Here is a 15,854-nt window from a genome sequence, read left to right as displayed (position 1 = left end):
TTACAGGTTCTTCGCGCGCAGCGCGCCCTTGGCGACGCTGCCGACCTCGACGAAGTCGGTGACGGCTTGGCGCGGGTTGCCACCCGTGACGAGCGCCTCCCCCACCAGGATCACGTCGGCCCCGGCCTCGGCGACCCGGGACACGTCCGCGCTGGACATGATCCCCGATTCGGCGACCTTGACCCGGTCGGACGGGATGAGCCCGACGAGCTGCTCGAAGCGGGCGAGGTCCACGTCCAAGGTCTTCAGGTTGCGGTTGTTGACGCCTAGCAGCTCGGCGCCGGAGTCGACGGCGCGGCGCACCTCGTCGGGGGTGTGGACCTCGACGAGCGGGGTCATCGTGAGCTGCCGGGTGAGCTCGAGCAGGTGCGCCAACTCGGCGTCGTCGAGCGACGCGACGATCAGCAGCGCCAGGTCGGCGCCGGCCTCGCGCTGCTCGTAGAGCTGGTAGTCGGTGACGATGAAGTCCTTGCGCAGGATCGGGATGTCGACCGCGGCGCGGACGGCGCGCAGGTCGTCCAGGCTTCCGCCGAAGCGGCGCTTCTCCGTGAGCACCGAGATGGCGGCCGCACCGCCGGCGACGTACTCGCGGGCCAACGCGGCGGGATCGGGGATGTCGGCCAGCGCGCCCTTGCTGGGGCTGGACCGCTTCACCTCGGAGATGACGGCCAGCTCCGGCGCCCGGAACCGCGGCAGCGGGTCGCGGGCGGGCGGCAGGTCGGCCACGGCGGCGATCAGGTCGTCCAGGGGACGCCCGGCCTCGCGCTCGGCCAGGTCCTCCCGGACCCCGGCGACGATCTCGTCGAGGACCCCTGCGCTCACTCCCACACCTGGCCGCGTCCGGCCCGGGACATCAGGCCGCCCGCGATCGCGCCGCCGAGGACGACGACCAGCCCGAGGGCCACGACGATCCAGTTGATGTTCATGAAGAACCCGATCGCGGCGACCACGAAGCCGACCAGCGCCACCATGCTGCCCACCCAGGCGGCCGGCGTGCGGCCGTGGTGGTAGCGCTCGGTGATGCCCTCCGCTCGCGGCGCGAGCGTCGCTGCGTAGTAGCGCTCGGCGTCTGGGTGCTCGACGTACTTCATCGTTGATCCTCCCGGCTGGGTGCGTCTGCGGTGGGGTCGACCCCGGCGTCCATAGCTTTCCAGGAAGCCAGCGAATCATCCAGCGGCTCGCCCTCGTCGCGGACGCCTCGGGGACGGTCGGGCCGTCCCGGGCGCCTGAGTAGCCACAGCGAGGCCGCGACCCCGGCGACCCCGATGACAGCGTACGCCCACGGCCACGCCGTCTCGGTGACCGACTGGGCCGGCGCGAACGTCATCGTCCGCAGCGCCTCCTCGATGGCGCCCGCGCTCGGCCGCGGGTGAACGGCGCCCAACACGGCCACCCCCGCGTAGGTCAGGGCCAGCAGGACGCCGATGACGCGGCGTCCGGTCGAGCGGAGCGTCAGCGTGACGAGGATGCCGCCGAGGCACACCAGGGCCAGGGCTTGGGCGAGGCCGCCGGTCGCGGCCGTCCCGGTCAGCGACGCGGTGACCGCTCCGCCGTCGGCGGCGATGCGCCACCACGGCTGCAGCGCGACGACGAACGCGAGCGCCCCGGTCGTCCAGAGCGCCGGGACCGGCCCGAGCTTCATCGTGGACTCAGCCGCCGCAGCCCGGCAGCGGCCTGGACGGCGCGCAGCGCGGCGGCTGCCTTGTTGCGGGACTCGGCGTCCTCGTTGGCGGGGATCGAGTCGGCCACGATGCCGCCGCCGGCCTGGACGTAGGCGGTGCCGTCCTTGATGACCGCGGTGCGGATCGCGATGGCCACGTCGGAGTCCCCGGCGAAGTCGAAGTAGCCGACGACGCCGCCGTAGAGGCCCCGCCTGGTCAGCTCGAGGCGGTCGATGATCTCCATCGCGCGCACCTTCGGCGCGCCCGACAGGGTGCCGGCCGGGAAGCAGGACAGGGTGGCGTCCAGGGCGGTGAACTCGGGACGCAGCTCACCGACGACGGCGGCCTCCATGTGCATGATGTGGCTGTAACGGCGCACCTTCATGAACTCGACGACCTCGACGCTGCCGGGCACGCAGACGCGGCCGAGGTCGTTGCGGCCGAGGTCGACGAGCATCAGGTGCTCGGCGCGCTCCTTCTGGTCGGCGAGCAGCTCCGCCTCGAGCAGGGCGTCCTCCTCGGGCGTCGCCCCGCGCGGCCGGCTGCCCGCGATGGGTCGGGTGACAACCCGGTGGTCGTTGACGGTGACCAGCGCCTCGGGGCTGGCCCCCACGACGTCGAGGCCGTCCAGGCGCAGCAGGTACAGGTACGGGCTCGGGTTGGAGCGCCGAAGGACCCGGTAGACGTCAAGGGCGTCCGAGGTGCACTCCACCGAGAAGCGCTGGGCGACCACGATCTGGAACGCCTCGCCGGCGTGGATGTCCTCGATGGCCTCGCGGACGGCGGCCTCGAACTCTGGCTGGGGACGCTGCCGGACGATCTCGGGCGGCTCGTGATCCCCCACCCGGACGGCCGTCAGCGGCCGGGCCGGCTCGCGCAGCCGGTCGGCGAGCCTCTCGAGTCGCGCGCAGGCGTCGGCGTAGGCGTCGCCGACGTGCTCGTCGGAGTCGTCGAAGTTGATGGCGTTGGCGATGAGCCATACCTCGCCGGTGTGGTGGTCGAGGACGGCCATGTCGGTCACCAGCATCATCACCAACTCGGGGATGCCGAGATCGTCGGCGCAGGTGTCCGGCAGTTTCTCCAGCCGCCGGACGACGTCGTAGCCGAGGTAGCCGACCATGCCGGACGCCAGGCTGGGCAGTCCTTCCTCGCGCGGGGTGTGCAGCAGCGCCAGGGTCTCGCGGAGCACCTCCAGCGGGTCACCGGCGGTGGGCAGGCCGATGACCTCGCGGCCCGGGAACCGCCAGACGGGCTCGCCGTCCTCGACGGTCAGCGTCGCGGCGGCATTGACGCCGATGAAGGAGTAGCGGGTGAAGACGCCGCCCTCCGCAGACTCGAACAAGAAGGTGTTCGGCCGATCGCCGCACAGCTGGTCGTACAGGCCGACCGGCGTGACGTCGTCCGCCAGCAGCTTGGTATGGACGCTGACCACGCGGCAGCCGTCCACCGCCGCTGCCGCCTCGAAGCCGGCCAAGTCGGGGACGATGGTCAGCTCACTCACCGGCGTCTCCCGCGTCGTCGGCGAGCAACAGGCTGACGTCGAAGCAGCTCTGCTCGCCGGTGTGGCAGGCGGGACCGACCTGGTCGACCAGCACCAGCAGGGTGTCCCCGTCGCAGTCCAGGTGCACCTCGCGCACGTGCTGGGTGTGGCCGGACGTGAGCCCCTTGACCCACAACTCGTCGCGGCTGCGCGACCAGTACGTGCCCTGCCGGGTGGCCAGCGTGCGGGCGAGCGCCTCGTCGTTCATCCAGGCCATCATCAGCACCTCGCGCGTCGTCGCGTCCTGGACGACCGCGGGCACCAGACCGGCATCGTTGCGGCGCAGGGCCCCGGACAGCTGGGGATCGAGGGCGTAGGTCAGATTCACCCGGTCATTCTCCCACGGACGCCCGGGGCGTCCCAGCGCGGTCCGCTCAGTCGACGTTGCTGGCGAACCCGCCGTTGCTGAGCAGCCGCTGCCCGTTGATCCAGCGGCCCTGCGGGCTGAGCAGGAACCGGACGAGGTCGGCGACCGTCTGCGGCTCCCCCAGGACGCCGTAGGGGGTCTTCGCGGCGACGTCGGCGCGAAGGTCGTCGGACATCCACCCGGTGTCGATCGGGCCGGGGTTGATGACGTTCGCCTGCAGGTCGAGGTCCGTCAGCTCGTACGGGGCGGCCACCACGAGCCGGTCGAGCGCGGCCTTGGTCGTCCCGTACGGCAGGTTGTGCACCGCGTGGTCGCTGGTCAGCGCGACGATCGAGCCGGGACCGGCCAGCTGCTCGGCGAACGCCTTGATGAGCTGCCAGCTCGCCCGGACGTTCACCGCGTAGTGGCGGTCGAAGCTCTCCACGGTCGAGTCGAGGATCGAGGAGTCGACCGACTCGCAGTGGCTCAGCACGAGCGCCGAGACGGGACCGAGGGCGTCCCGCGCCCGATCGAGGAGCGTTGCCGGGACGTCCGGGTCGGCCAGGTCGGCGTCCAACAGCTCGACGCGGCGGCCGGTCGCGCGCAACTCGTCCGCCAGGGCCCCCGGGTCGTCGGCGGAGCGGACGAGGTCGAGGCGCTCGTCGTAGTCGCGGTGATACGACAGCGCGAGGTCCCAGCCGTCGGCGGCAAGCGTTCGGGCGATCGCCGCGCCGAGCCCGGCGAGGCGTCCGACCCCGGTGATCAAGGCGGTGCGGTGCATGGCCGCAGCTTAGGCGAGCGCCTCTACAGTGGTGCGCATGAGCTTTGCGAGGAACGAACGCGACGCCTGCTGCGACGCGCTGTTGTCCGCCGGCCCGGACGCCCCGACCCTGTGCGCCGGCTGGACCGCCCACGACCTGGCCGCCCACCTGTGGGTGCGGGAGAACGACCCGATCGGCGTGCCCGGCATGTTCGTGCCCGCACTGGCCAAGGTCACCGACGACCGGATGGCGCGGGTCAAGAAGCGCTGGCCGTTCCCCGAGTTGGTCGAGACCATCCGTCGCGGCCCGAAGGCGCCCTCGCTCTTCGCTCTGCCCGGCCTCGACGAGCAGGCCAACACCGTGGAGTACTTCGTGCACACCGAGGACGTCCGGCGCCCCGCCGGGCTGGAGCCGCGCGAGTTGCCCGCTGAACTGGAGGACGTGCTGTGGGGACGGGCGCGGTCGATGGCGAAGCTGCTGCTGCGCGGCAGCCACGACGGCATCGTCCTCGAGCGCGAGACCGGCGAAAGCGCCCACGTCCAGCCGGGCTCGGAGATCGTCACCGTGATCGGCAAGCCCTCGGAGCTGATGCTGTTCACGTTCGGCCGCAAGCAAGCCGCCCGCGTCCGCTACGTCGGCGAGGCCGGCGCGGTCATGCGGGTACGGCGCGACTGACGCGGCCCCCTCCCCCTCCGGTCGGACGTCCGTCCCCGACAGCGATCGCACCCGAGCGGGCGTCAGCGCCCCCGGACACAGGCGACGTCCGCCCGCAGCGTGCGGGCGGCCGTCGTCGTGGCGGGAGGAGACTCAGCGCTTGACGCGCGCGTTGCCCTTCCAGATCGCCCAGACCTGATCCTCGTCGGCGGGGGCGCCGTAGTCGTACAGCGACGTCGCGGCGAGCGCGCCGGTGGCCCAGCCGAACTGGGCGCACTTCTCGACGTCCCAGCCCTGCAGGATGCCGTAGAGCACGCCACCCACGGAGCCGTCGCCGCCACCGATGCGGTCGATGACCTGGATGTCGCGGAGCGGGCAGACGACGAACTCGCCCTCGCCCCACAGCACCATGCCCCAGCGGTGCTGGTTGGCAGACTCGACCTCACGCAGCGAGGTGCCGATGTACTTGGCGTTCGGGAACGTCTTCTCGACGCGTCCGATCATCGCCTTGAAGTCCTCGATCTTCTCTTCGATGGACTTGCCGCCGGCCTCCGGGCCCTCGATGCCGAGGCAGAGCTGGAAGTCCTCCTCGTTGCCGTAGAGGATGTCGCAGTTCTCGGCGATCTCGTGGAACGCCTTGGACAGCTCGTCCTCGCGGCCCTTCCAGAAGGACGCGCGGTAGTTGAGGTCCATCGCGACGAGGGTGCCGTGCTTCTTGGCGGCCTTGGCCAGCTCGACGCAGAACGTCGAGGTGGACGGCGACAGCGCCGCGATCACGCCGGACATGTGGAGGATCTTGACGCCCTCCTCGCCGAAGAGGCGCTCAAGGTCGAACTGGTCGACCGACAGCTCGCGACCGACCTCGCCGGAGCGATCGTTCCACACGCGCGGCCCGCGGCCGCCGTAGCCGCCGTCCGCGATGTTGAACTGGTGACGCAGGCCCCACGCGTCACCCTGGGGCAGATCCGGGCCCTCGTACTCCATGAAGCGGGAGCGCAGGTTCGACTTGATCATGAGGGAGATCGGCGACTCGGCGACGAAGGCGGTCAGCACCTTCGTTGGGACGCCGAGGTACGAGGTCACGCTGGCGACGTTCGTCTCCGCGCTGGTGACCTGCATGAAGAAGTGATCCGCGGTGTGGACCGGCTGCCGATCCTCCGGGGTGATACGCACGCCCATCGAGGTCGGAACAACGAGGCCCCACTTGGCGTCCTGGCGAAGATCCATGACAAACCTTCCTTTCCTTCTACGCTGACGGTTGGTTCATCCTCGCATGACGCCCACGCGCGGGTCAGGGCCTTGCCGGACTCTTCCAACCCGCCACCCGCACTGTTAGATCAGCGTTACAGTGCCCTCACCCCGGGTCCCGGAGCGAGCGACACCGCTCGGTTCGCGAGCCGGATCCACCCTCGACCCACACACCGCCGTGCAGGAGCGCCATGTCGAACGCGACCGACTACCCCGAACGCACGTTCGCCCAGGACAAGGACCCCTACGTCCTGGATCCGGCGAACATCCAGGAGCCACCGACGAGCCTTGCCGGATCGCTGAAGTTCCTCGGCCCGGGGATGATCACCAGCGCGGCCGTCGTCGGGTCGGGCGAGCTGCTGACCGCCACGACGCTCGGCGCCCGCGTGGGGTTCATGCTCTTCTGGCTCGTCTTCGTCTCGACCTTCGTGAAGGTGTGGGTGCAGATCGAGCTGGCGCGCTGGTCGATCTCGACCGGGCAGCCGGCGATCACCGGCTACAACCGGGTCCCGCCCCGCATCGCCGGTCGCGGCTGGATGGCGTGGCTGGTGCTGCTCATGTTCCTGCAGTTCCTCATGGGGCAGGCCGGCGTGATCAGCGCCAGCGCGTTCGCCTTCTCGACCCTGTTCCCGATCGGCGGCGACCCGTATTCGCTGCTGTCGATCGGAGTCTGGGTGGGCCTCCTGGCCGCGATCGCCATCGGCGTCCACCTGACGAACAGCTACGCCGTGCTGGAGAACATCTCCACCGTGCTGGTCGTGCTGGTCACCGCCTTCGCCGTCGTGGTCGTCTTCCTGCTGCAGGGCACCCCGTTCGCCTGGACGTTCGGCGACGTCGGGGACGGGCTGCGCTTCCAGATCGCCGCCGGCGCTCTCGGCGTCGCGCTGTCGATGTTCGGCATGACCGGCGTCGGCGCGGGCGAGATCACCGCGTACACCTACTGGTGCGTCGAGAAGGGCTACGCCGCCTGGTCGGGCCCGAACGACGGCTCGGACGCCTGGCGCGCCCGCGCGCGCGGCTGGATCCGCGTCATGAAGATGGACGCCTGGGTCTCCTGGATCGTCTACACGATCTCCACCGCCGCCTTCTACATGCTGGGCGCCGCCGTGCTCAACCCTCAAGGCCTGGAGCCCGAGGGCAACGCCGTGATGACGACGATCGCGTCGATCTTCTCCACCGTGGTCGGCGAGTGGGGGGCGGTCGTGTTCCTGCTGGGCGCGGGCGTCGCGCTGTTCAAGACGATCCTGGCGAACGTCCCGAGCCTCGGACGCCAGACCGCCAACACGCTGTCGGTCTTCGGCGCGTTCGACTGGACGGACAAGCCCGTCCGCGACCGCTGGATGCGCGTGATCATGATCGTGCTGCCGCTCTCGTGGGCGATCCTCGGCACGGTGGTGCGCTCGCCGCTGCAGTTGGTGATCATCGCCGGCATCCTGAACGCCGTCTTCCTGATGGGCTTGGCCATCTCGACGCTGTACCTGCAGCGCGCGGAAACCGACCCGGCGGTGCGGGACGGCATGGGATTCCAGGCGATCCTGATCGTCTCCGCGATCGCGATCTTCGCCGTCGGCGTGTACTCGCTGTACGGAGAGTTGATGAAGGCGATCGGGGGCTAGGCCCCGCTCCCCTTGTTCCGTCCCTGGAGGGCGGATCGGCCGGGGGCGCCCCGTCAGAAATGGAGCGGTTCCTGCGGGGTGGCCTGGGGAGCCGGCGCGCCGAGGACGGCGCGATCCCAGAGTTCGTCCTCGACGGCGTGCAGCAGGCGGCGCCCGGTCGGCTCCAGGTAACCCGCCTCTTCGAGCGCGTCGTCGACCGCGTCGCAGGCGGCCTGGTACGCCTCCCGCGAGCCGTACCGCCGGGTGGCCGCGTCCGCCGGGCGGAGCGCCATCGCCCCGAACACGGCATTGATCGGATCGGCGGCCGAGAAATCAGCCAGCGGATTCTCCAGCAGCCCCAGCCGGATCCCGCTTGTTGATGAACCCGGCCTTCGCCGACTATCTCCACTCCTGCGGCGTCACGCTGATGGGGCGGCGGGAGCTTCTGTCGGCCAGCTGAGGACGCGGGTGCGCTCGGCCAGCACCCGCACCACGGCGCTGAGGTCACCCGAAGCGGACGCGGCGGCGGCACGCTGCGCGTCCGCCCCGGTGCCGTCGGCCAGGACGCGATCGAGCGAGGACCGGAGCCAGTCGGCGTCCCCCGGCGCGAGGTGGTCGCGCACCCGGTCGAGGGTCGCCCCCAGCACATCGCGCGCGGACGCCAACCGTCCGGTCACCGGATGCACCAGTTCGCCGCCGAGCCCGTAGCGGCCGGCGCGCCAGTGCGCGGCGTGCAGCAGGTCCGAGCGCACGTCCGGCACGGGACGTCCGGCGTGCAGGTCGGCGACGGCGGCGTCCACCAGGCCACGGCACAGCACCGCCACGGTGAGGGTGTCGCGCAGGTCGAGGCAGACGTCCGCGACGCGGATCTCCACGGTCGGCAGGCCGGCGGCCAGGCGGGCGTCCAGGTAGAGCATCCCGGGGTCGAGGCCGGCGCCCGCGTCGAGCAGGGCCTGCGTGGCGGCCCGGTAGCCGGCGGCATCGCCGTACGGCTCGGCCTGGCCCGCCGTCGGCCAGCGACGCCACACCTGGGACCGGAAGCTCGCGTGCCCGGTGTCGCCGCCGCCCCAGAACGGCGAGTTCGCCGCGAGCGCGACCAGCACCGGCAACCACGGACGCAGCCGGTCGAGCACGGCGACGGCCAGGTCGAAGTCATCGCCCACCTCGACATGCACATGCGTGCCGCAGGTCAGCGCGTCCCGGGCGATGCGGCCGTACTCGGCCTCCATCCGCCGGTAGCGCTCGTCGGGGGTCATCCTCCGTCCGGCCCGCTCGATCACCGGGGTCCCGGACGCCACCAGCGCGGCGCCCGCCTCCTCGGCGGCCCGCAGCGCCAGCCCGCGCACCCGGACGAGGTCGGCGAGCAGTTCGGCGCGCGTGTGGCACGGGTCCGTGCCGGTCTCGATCATCGGCAGGAACAGTTCCTTGGTCACGTCGGAGCCCTCAACGTCGCCGGTGCGGGCGACGTGCCGCCGCAGGGCCCGGCCGCCGGCGGGCACCAGCGCGCCGCTCGCCGGGTCAACCAGCAGAAGTTCCTCCTCGATGCCCACGGATCGGTCCATGCGCACCCCTCCCCCTCGGCGCGGCGCCGTGGCGTCGCGGGTAGATCAGCCCAGCTTGGTCATGATGAGCTCGCGGACGGCCGCCGCGTCGGCCTTGCCCTTCATCTCGCGCATGACCGCGCCGATGAGGGCGCCGACCGCCTGAACCTTGCCGTCGCGCACCTTCGCGGCGGCGTCCGCGTTGGCCGCCAGCGCGCGATCGACCGCCTCGGCCAGCGCACCGTCGTCGGAGACGATCGCCAGACCGCGGGCGTCCACGACCTCGGCCGGGGAACCCTCGCCCGCCAGGACGCCCTCGATCACCTTGCGGGCCAGCCCGTCGTTGATCGTCTTGGCGTCCAGCAGCCTCTGCAGCTCAGCGACCTGCGCCGGCGCCATCGCGACCTCGTCCAGCTCGAGGCCCGACTCGTTCGCGCGCCGCGCCAACTCGCCCAGCCACCACTTGCGGGCGGCCTGGGGCGTCGTCCCCGCGGCGACGGTGGCCTCGATGAGGTCGATGGCCCCTGCGGCGTCCGCGTCGCGCATCTCCAGTTCGCTGAAGCCCCACTCGCCGGCCAGGCGCTCGCGTCGCTGGGCGGGCGGCTCGGGCAACGACGCACGCAGCTCCTCGACCCATTCGCGGCTCGGCGCGACCGGCACGAGGTCGGGCTCAGGGAAGTAGCGGTAGTCCTCGGCCTGCTCCTTGGATCGCCCGGCCGTGGTGACGCCGCCGTCCTCCTGCCACATGCGCGTCTCCTGCTTGACCCGCCCCCCGGAGGCCAGAACCGCGCCCTGGCGGCGGATCTCGTAGCGCAGCGCGTTCTCCACCGAGCGGAGCGAGTTCACGTTCTTCGTCTCAGTGCGCGTCCCGAGCTCAGCGGCGCCCTTCGGCATCAGCGACACGTTGGCGTCGCAGCGCATGTTGCCGCGCTCCATCCGCGCCTCGGAGACGTCGAGCGCCCGCATCAGGTCGCGCAGCAGCGCCATGTAGGCCCGGCCGACCTCGGGCGCCTTGTCGCCCAGCCCGCGCACCGGCTTCGTGACGATCTCCATCAGCGGGACGCCCGCCCGGTTGTAGTCGAGCAACGAGTGGTCGGCGCCCTGGATGCGTCCGGTGGCGCCGCCGACGTGCGTCAGCTTGCCGGCGTCCTCCTCCATGTGCACGCGCTCGATGTCGATGCGGTACGTCTGTCCGTCCACCTCGACGTCGACGTGCCCGTCGAAGCACAGCGGCTCGTCGTACTGGGAGATCTGGTAGTCCTTCGGCATGTCCGGGTAGAAGTAGTTCTTCCGCGCGAACCGGCACCACTCGGCGATCTCGCAGTTGAGCGCGAGCCCGATGCGGATCGCCGACTCGACGGCCTTGCCGTTCACCACCGGCAGCGAGCCCGGCAGCCCCAGGCACACCGGGCAGGTGTGGGTGTTCGGCTCGCCGCCGAAGGCTGTCGTGCAGCCACACCACATCTTGGACGCGGTGTTCAGCTCGACGTGCACCTCCAGTCCGAGCACGGCGTCGTAGTCGGCCATCACGTCGTCGTAGTCGAGGACCTCGTCCATGTCAGGCCTCCTTCAGGTTCAGGTAGGCGCCGGCTTCGCCGTCCGCCAGTTGGTCGGTGAGCGTCCCCGTTCCCCAGCGCTCGGCGAGCTTGCGCTCGAGCGCCGCGCCGACCCGGTAGACCCGATCGTCGGCCAGCGGCGGGGCCATGACCTGGAAGCCGACCGGAAGGCCGTCCTCGGGCGCCAGCCCGCAGGGGAACGACCCGGCCGCGTTGCCCGCCATGTTCGACGGGATCGTGCACAGGTCGGACTTGTACATCGCGAGCGGGTCGGCGACCCGCTCGCCCAGCTTGAACGCCGTGGTGGGCGTGGCCGGCGAGACGAGCACGTCCACGTCCTGGAACGCGGCGTCGAAGTCCTGGTCGATGAGCGTGCGGACGCGTTGCGCCGACCCGTAGTAGGCGTCGTAATAGCCCGAGCTCAGCGCGTACGTGCCGAGCATGATGCGGCGCTTCACCTCGTCCCCGAAGCCGGCCGCCCGGGACAGGCTCATCACCTCTTCGGTGCTGCGCGCGCCGTCGTCGCCGACGCGCAGGCCGTAGCGCATGGCGTCGTAGCGGGCCAGGTTACTAGAGACCTCGCTCGGCATGATCAGGTAGTAGGCACCCAGCGCGTAGCGAAAGTGCGGGCACGACACCTCGACGATCTCGGCGCCCGCCTCGCGCAGCAGGTCGAGCGCCTCGCGGAACCGCTGCTCGACCCCGGGCGCGTAGCCCTCGCCGCCGAGCTCGGTCACGATGCCGATGCGCAGGCCCGTCACGTCGCCGGACCGCGCCGCCTCGACGACCGGCGGCACCGGGGCGTCGATGGACGTCGAGTCGGCCGGGTCGTGCCCGGCGATCACCTCGTGCAGCAGCGCGGCGTCGAGGACCGTGCGCGCGCACGGTCCGGGCTGGTCGAGGCTGGACGCCATGGCGATGACGCCGTAGCGCGACGTCCCGCCGTAGGTCGGCTTCACCCCGACAGTGCCCGTGACGGCGCCGGGCTGGCGGATGGAGCCTCCGGTGTCGGTGCCCATCGCCAACGGCGCCTCGAACGCCGCCAGGGACGCCGCGGAGCCGCCGCCGGATCCGCCGGGGATGCGGTCGAGGTCCCACGGGTTGTGCGTGGGACCGTAGGCGGAGTTCTCGGTCGAGCTGCCCATCGCGAACTCGTCCATGTTGGTCTTGCCGAGGATGACGATGCCGGCCTCCTGCAACCGGCGCGTGACGGTCGCGTCGTAGGGCGGACGCCAGCCCTCCAGCGTCTTCGACCCGGCCGTGGTCGGGATCCCCTCCTGGCAGAAGATGTCCTTCAGCGCGAGCGGGACGCCGGCCAGCGGGCCGAGCTTCTCCCCGCCGTCCAGCCGCTCGTCGATCGCGGCAGCCTGGGCGAGCGCGCCCGCGGCGTCCACGTGCAGGAAGGCGTGGACCCGACCGTCGACGGCCTCGATCTGGTCGAGGAAAGCGCGCGTGACCTCCACCGACGTCACGGTGCGGGCCGCGATCGCCGCGCCCAGCTCAGCGGCGGTGGCCCGCAGGATCTCCAGCCGGTTCATGCGCCCTCCCCCAGGATCCGCGGAACGCGGAAGCGGTTCTCCTCGACGTCCGGCGCCGCCGCGAGGACGGCCTCGGCGCTCAGGCTGGGCCGCACCTCGTCGGCGCGGAACACGTTGGTCAGCGGCAGCGCGTGCGACATCGGCGGGACGTCGTGGGTCGCGACCTGCGAGACCTCGGCGACGGCGTCGAGGATGACGTCGAGCTGGGGCGCCATGCGCTCCAACTCCTCGGCCGTGAGGTGGATGCGCGCGAGGCCTGCCAGCCGCGCGACATCGGTGGGGCTCAAAGCCACGGTTGTGCTCCTTGTCGATCGAAGGCTCGACCCATCCTAGGGCCCGCGCCGAGGCGTCCCGGCGACGATGTCCTACGTCGTGGTCGGTTTGACGATCCCGGTGGGGACTGGGCAAGACTGGTGAAGTGTTCTTGATGCGTGTCGCGCTGCCCGACCGTCCCGGTTCCCTCGGGGCGGTCGCGAGCGCCCTGGGCACGGTATCGGCCGACATCGTCGCGGTGGAGATCGTGGAGAAGTTCGAGGGCTACGCCATCGACGACTTCATGCTGCACCTGCCGGCGGGCGCGCTCGCCGACAGCCTGGTGACCGCGTGCCGCAACATCCCCGATGTCGAGGTGCTCTGGCTGTCGTACTACCCGGAGACGTGGGGCCTCCTGGCCGACGTCGACGTGCTGAACGACATGAGCGAGCACCCGGGCGAGGCCGAGCGGATCCTCGTCGACGCGGCGCCGCAGACGTTCCACGTGACGTGGGCGCTGATGGTCGACCGCGACCGCGGCACCGTCCTGCATCGCTCCGAGTTGGCGCCCGACCTGACGGACGAGCAGGTGGACGTGCTGGGTGACCTCACCACGCTCAGCGCGCGCGAGTTGCCCGACGGCTGGTTGCCCCACTGGAACGACACGCTGCTGGCGATCGCCCCGGTGCGCTACGGCGCGCACTCGGTGGTGCTGGGCCGCAACGGCGGCCCCGAGTTCCTGAAGTCGGAGCTCGCCCGCCTGAGCCACCTGGCCGCGCTGACCAACGTCAGCTGACGCCGTCCCGACGGGCGTAGCGCCCGATCGGGCCAGGCCGCGGCTGACTCCGCGGGGTTCGATCAGCGCAGTTGCGTCCAGGCGAAGAAACCCAGACAGACGAGCGCGACGACGACGGCGACGAGGACGATCACGGTCAGCCACACCTGGCGCAGCTTGGCCGACGTCGTCGGGACGCCCGTGGCGCCCCACTCGCCGATCTGCGGCAGGACGCGCGGAGACGCCTGGCCGTTCAGGTCGAGGTCGCTGTCGAGTCCGTCCACGGCGGTCAGCCTAGCTCGGCCAGCAGCTCGGCTCCCCGGGCCAGCAACTCACCGAACCGCTCCGCGGGCAGGATCGGGACGCCGAGGTCTTCGGCTTTCGCCACCTTCGAGCCCGACGACTCCCCCGCCACCAGCACGGACGTCTTCTTCGACACCGACCCGGCCGCCTTGCCGCCGCGCGCCACGACGGCATCGTTCGCGGAGTCGCGCGTGTAGCCCGGCACCGCCCCCGTGACGACGACGGTCAACCCGTCCAGCGTCTGCGGCTCCTCGGACGCCTCGGGCGCGGGGTCGGACAGCTCCGCCCCGGCGTCCTGCCACTTGCGGACGATCTCGCGGTGCCAGTCGACCGTGAACCACTCCACGATCGCCGCCGCCACGATCGGCCCGATGCCGTCGACGGCCGACAGCTCCTCCTGCGAGGCGGCGGCGAGGGCGTCCACGCTGGGGAAGGCGGCGGCGACGTCGGGCGCGACGCCCTTGCCCACGTGCCGGATCGACAGAGCGACCAGGAACCGCGTCCACGGGCGAGACTTGGCCTGCTCGATGTTCTCCAGCAGCTTGGCGCCGTTGGCCTTGAGCCTGCCCGCGTTCGTCCGGAAGAACGGGGCGGTCAGCAGCTGTTCTTCGGTCAGGTCGAACAGGTCGCCCTCGTCGGCCAGCAACCCGGCCGAGAGCAGGGCGTCCGCGGCCTGGTAGCCGAGCGTCTCGATGTCGAGCGCCTGCCGGGACGCCACGTGGAACAGCCGCTCCCGCAGCTGCGCCGGGCAGGAGCGCTGGTTGGGGCAGCGCAGGTCCTTCTCGCCCTCGCGCTCGTAGGCGAGCTCCGTGCCGCAGGCCGGGCAGGTGGTCGGCATGACGAACGGGCGGGCGTCGGCGGGACGCAGCGGGAGCACCGGGCCGAGCACCTCGGGGATCACGTCCCCCGCCTTGCGCAGGATCACCGTGTCGCCGATCAGGACGTTCTTGCGCGTCACTTCGAACGCGTTGTGCAGCGTTGCCTGCTCGACGGTCGAGCCGGCCACTTTCACCGGCTCCATCACCGCGTACGGGGTCACGCGCCCGGTGCGGCCCACGTTGACGCGGATGTCGAGCAGCGTCGTCGTGACCTCCTCGGGCGGGTACTTGAAGGCGATGGCCCAGCGCGGGGCGCGCGAGGTGTACCCCAGCTCCTCCTGCCGGGCGAGGTCGTTGACCTTGAGGACGGCGCCGTCCATCTCGTGCTCGAGGTCGTGGCGGTGCTCGCCGAGGTAGTCGATGCGCTCGAACGCCTCCTCGAGCGTGTGCACTACCGTGTTGTGGCTGCTGACCGGCAGGCCCCAGCCCTTGATCAGGTCGTAGCACTCGGATTGCCGCGCCGGCCGCTGCCCCGACAGCTCGCCCAACCCGTGGCACAGGAAGTCGAGGTTGCGGGACGCCGTGACCCGGCTGTCCTTCTGCCGCAGCGAGCCCGCCGCCGAATTGCGCGGGTTCGCGAACGCCGGCTTGCCGGCGGCGGTGAGCCCCTCGTTGAGCTTCAGGAAGTCGTCGGGGTGCATGAACACCTCGCCGCGGACCTCGACGACGTCGGGGGCGTCCGCCGGGAGCGTGCGCGGGATCGCCTTGATCGTGCGGACGTTCGCCGTGACGTCCTCGCCGACGCGGCCGTCGCCGCGGGTCGCGGCGCTGACCAGGCGGCGGTTCTCGTAGACCAGGTCGAGCGCGAGCCCGTCGATCTTCACCTCGCACAACAGCTCGGGCAGCTCCGGGCCGAGGCGGGCCGCCCAGCGGCGGACGTCGTCGAAGGAGAACGCGTTGTCGAGGCTCATCAGCGGCACCCGGTGCACGACGGGAGCGAATGTGGCGGCACGCTCGCCGCCGACCTGCTGGGTCGGCGAATCGGGCGAGATCAGCTCGGGATGGCGTCGCTCGAGATCGATGAGCTCGTTCATCAAGGCGTCGAACTCGCCGTCGCTGATGATCGGCGCGTCGTCGATGTAGTAGCGGGCCCGGTGCGCCCGGATCTCCTCCGACAGCTCCAGATGCCGCTTGCGGTCCGCCTCGCCCGCCGCGTCCTGGGGGGTCATGTCCAACTCGTCGCTCACGCGGAGCAAACTACCAACC

Annotated in this window: 16 protein-coding genes and 1 pseudogene; 3 read left to right on the top strand and 14 right to left on the bottom strand. The window is 71.4% G+C overall.

From position 1 onward, the window contains the following. The 6 genes from trpC to BN1187_RS07175 are packed head-to-tail and all read right to left on the bottom strand — an operon-like array spanning position 1 to position 4,328. Positions 1 to 822 carry an indole-3-glycerol phosphate synthase TrpC gene (gene trpC / locus BN1187_RS07200; protein WP_040160501.1) on the bottom strand — a complete coding sequence of 274 codons (822 nt, stop codon included), beginning with the start codon at positions 820 to 822 and terminating at the stop codon, positions 1 to 3. Next, complete coding sequence (locus BN1187_RS14850; protein WP_052462468.1) at positions 819 to 1,091, bottom strand: HGxxPAAW family protein; 273 nt, start codon at positions 1,089 to 1,091, stop codon at positions 819 to 821. Before BN1187_RS14850 ends, trpC begins: the two co-directional genes overlap by 4 nt. Beyond that, positions 1,088 to 1,642, bottom strand: a complete 555-nt coding sequence (locus BN1187_RS07190) for a Trp biosynthesis-associated membrane protein (RefSeq protein ID WP_052462467.1) — start codon at positions 1,640 to 1,642, stop codon at positions 1,088 to 1,090. Before BN1187_RS07190 ends, BN1187_RS14850 begins: the two co-directional genes overlap by 4 nt. Beyond that, entirely contained in the window at positions 1,639 to 3,162 is a 1,524-nt protein-coding gene (locus tag BN1187_RS07185; RefSeq protein WP_390620210.1) for an anthranilate synthase component I, read from the bottom strand. Before BN1187_RS07185 ends, BN1187_RS07190 begins: the two co-directional genes overlap by 4 nt. Then, positions 3,155 to 3,529, bottom strand: a complete 375-nt coding sequence (gene hisI / locus BN1187_RS07180; RefSeq protein WP_040160499.1) for a phosphoribosyl-AMP cyclohydrolase — start codon at positions 3,527 to 3,529, stop codon at positions 3,155 to 3,157. Before hisI ends, BN1187_RS07185 begins: the two co-directional genes overlap by 8 nt. A 46-nt stretch (positions 3,530 to 3,575) precedes the next feature. Continuing rightward, positions 3,576 to 4,328, bottom strand: a complete 753-nt coding sequence (locus tag BN1187_RS07175) for an SDR family oxidoreductase (protein ID WP_040160496.1) — start codon at positions 4,326 to 4,328, stop codon at positions 3,576 to 3,578. Between the two features lie 37 nt (positions 4,329 to 4,365). Between BN1187_RS07175 and BN1187_RS07170 the strand changes: the two genes are divergently transcribed. Continuing rightward, positions 4,366 to 4,983: a TIGR03085 family metal-binding protein gene (locus BN1187_RS07170; RefSeq protein ID WP_040160493.1), complete on the top strand. Its 618-nt coding sequence runs from the start codon at positions 4,366 to 4,368 to the stop codon at positions 4,981 to 4,983. Positions 4,984 to 5,115: 132 nt separating this feature from the next. On the opposite strand, the gene BN1187_RS07165 is transcribed toward BN1187_RS07170, so the two are convergent. Then, entirely contained in the window at positions 5,116 to 6,189 is a 1,074-nt protein-coding gene (locus BN1187_RS07165; protein WP_040160491.1) for a PfkB family carbohydrate kinase, read from the bottom strand. A 212-nt stretch (positions 6,190 to 6,401) separates the two neighbouring features. Here BN1187_RS07165 and BN1187_RS07160 point away from each other — a divergent pair, with 212 nt between their 5' ends. Then, on the top strand, positions 6,402 to 7,826 hold the full coding sequence (locus tag BN1187_RS07160; protein WP_072042011.1) for an Nramp family divalent metal transporter: 1,425 nt from the start codon (positions 6,402 to 6,404) through the stop codon (positions 7,824 to 7,826). Between the two features lie 53 nt (positions 7,827 to 7,879). Here BN1187_RS07160 and BN1187_RS07155 read toward each other — a convergent pair. The 5 genes and pseudogenes from BN1187_RS07155 to gatC all read right to left on the bottom strand — a co-directional run. Beyond that, positions 7,880 to 8,179, bottom strand: a pseudogene (locus BN1187_RS07155) (alpha/beta hydrolase domain-containing protein); the annotation flags it as partial. Between the two features lie 45 nt (positions 8,180 to 8,224). Further along, positions 8,225 to 9,367 carry a carboxylate-amine ligase gene (locus BN1187_RS07150; protein ID WP_040160487.1) on the bottom strand — a complete coding sequence of 381 codons (1,143 nt, stop codon included), beginning with the start codon at positions 9,365 to 9,367 and terminating at the stop codon, positions 8,225 to 8,227. 45 nt (positions 9,368 to 9,412) lie between these two features. Further along, the gene (gene gatB, locus BN1187_RS07145) at positions 9,413 to 10,903 is read right to left on the bottom strand and encodes an Asp-tRNA(Asn)/Glu-tRNA(Gln) amidotransferase subunit GatB (RefSeq protein ID WP_040160484.1); all 1,491 of its coding nucleotides are present in this window, start codon (positions 10,901 to 10,903) and stop codon (positions 9,413 to 9,415) included. A gap of 1 nt (position 10,904) precedes the next feature. After that, positions 10,905 to 12,440: an Asp-tRNA(Asn)/Glu-tRNA(Gln) amidotransferase subunit GatA gene (gene gatA, locus BN1187_RS07140; protein WP_040160482.1), complete on the bottom strand. Its 1,536-nt coding sequence runs from the start codon at positions 12,438 to 12,440 to the stop codon at positions 10,905 to 10,907. Continuing rightward, positions 12,437 to 12,733 carry an Asp-tRNA(Asn)/Glu-tRNA(Gln) amidotransferase subunit GatC gene (gatC, locus tag BN1187_RS07135; RefSeq protein ID WP_040160479.1) on the bottom strand — a complete coding sequence of 99 codons (297 nt, stop codon included), beginning with the start codon at positions 12,731 to 12,733 and terminating at the stop codon, positions 12,437 to 12,439. The genes gatA and gatC overlap by 4 nt, the downstream gene beginning before the upstream one ends. Positions 12,734 to 12,867: 134 nt before the next feature. Here gatC and BN1187_RS07130 point away from each other — a divergent pair, with 134 nt between their 5' ends. Further along, on the top strand, positions 12,868 to 13,488 hold the full coding sequence (locus tag BN1187_RS07130) for an ACT domain-containing protein (protein WP_235750683.1): 621 nt from the start codon (positions 12,868 to 12,870) through the stop codon (positions 13,486 to 13,488). Between the two features lie 62 nt (positions 13,489 to 13,550). Here the strand turns inward: BN1187_RS07130 and BN1187_RS07125 are convergent, their stop codons facing one another. Then, on the bottom strand, positions 13,551 to 13,751 hold the full coding sequence (locus BN1187_RS07125) for a hypothetical protein (RefSeq protein WP_052462466.1): 201 nt from the start codon (positions 13,749 to 13,751) through the stop codon (positions 13,551 to 13,553). Between the two features lie 5 nt (positions 13,752 to 13,756). Then, on the bottom strand, positions 13,757 to 15,835 hold the full coding sequence (gene ligA, locus BN1187_RS07120; RefSeq protein WP_235750629.1) for an NAD-dependent DNA ligase LigA: 2,079 nt from the start codon (positions 15,833 to 15,835) through the stop codon (positions 13,757 to 13,759). Between the last annotated feature and the right edge of the window lie 19 nt (positions 15,836 to 15,854).

The organism is Nigerium massiliense (assembly GCF_000826085.1).
Lineage (GTDB): Bacteria > Actinomycetota > Actinomycetes > Propionibacteriales > Propionibacteriaceae > Propioniciclava > Propioniciclava massiliense.
The sequence above is the reverse complement of the archived record's forward strand: the minus strand, read 5'-3'. Positions and strand labels throughout refer to the sequence as shown.

Excerpts from the sequence above, each read along its gene's own strand:
- BN1187_RS14850 (WP_052462468.1), bottom strand. The coding sequence starts at position 1,091 with ATGAAGTACGTCGAGCACCCAGACGCCGAGCGCTACTACGCAGCGACG.
- BN1187_RS07190 (WP_052462467.1), bottom strand. The coding sequence starts at position 1,642 with ATGAAGCTCGGGCCGGTCCCGGCGCTCTGGACGACCGGGGCGCTCGCG.
- BN1187_RS07175 (WP_040160496.1), bottom strand. The coding sequence starts at position 4,328 with ATGCACCGCACCGCCTTGATCACCGGGGTCGGACGCCTCGCCGGGCTC.
- BN1187_RS07170 (WP_040160493.1), top strand. The coding sequence starts at position 4,366 with ATGAGCTTTGCGAGGAACGAACGCGACGCCTGCTGCGACGCGCTGTTG.
- BN1187_RS07165 (WP_040160491.1), bottom strand. The coding sequence starts at position 6,189 with ATGGATCTTCGCCAGGACGCCAAGTGGGGCCTCGTTGTTCCGACCTCG.
- BN1187_RS07160 (WP_072042011.1), top strand. The coding sequence starts at position 6,402 with ATGTCGAACGCGACCGACTACCCCGAACGCACGTTCGCCCAGGACAAG.
- BN1187_RS07150 (WP_040160487.1), bottom strand. The coding sequence starts at position 9,367 with ATGGACCGATCCGTGGGCATCGAGGAGGAACTTCTGCTGGTTGACCCG.
- gatB (WP_040160484.1), bottom strand. The coding sequence starts at position 10,903 with ATGGACGAGGTCCTCGACTACGACGACGTGATGGCCGACTACGACGCC.
- gatA (WP_040160482.1), bottom strand. The coding sequence starts at position 12,440 with ATGAACCGGCTGGAGATCCTGCGGGCCACCGCCGCTGAGCTGGGCGCG.
- BN1187_RS07130 (WP_235750683.1), top strand. The coding sequence starts at position 12,868 with ATGCGTGTCGCGCTGCCCGACCGTCCCGGTTCCCTCGGGGCGGTCGCG.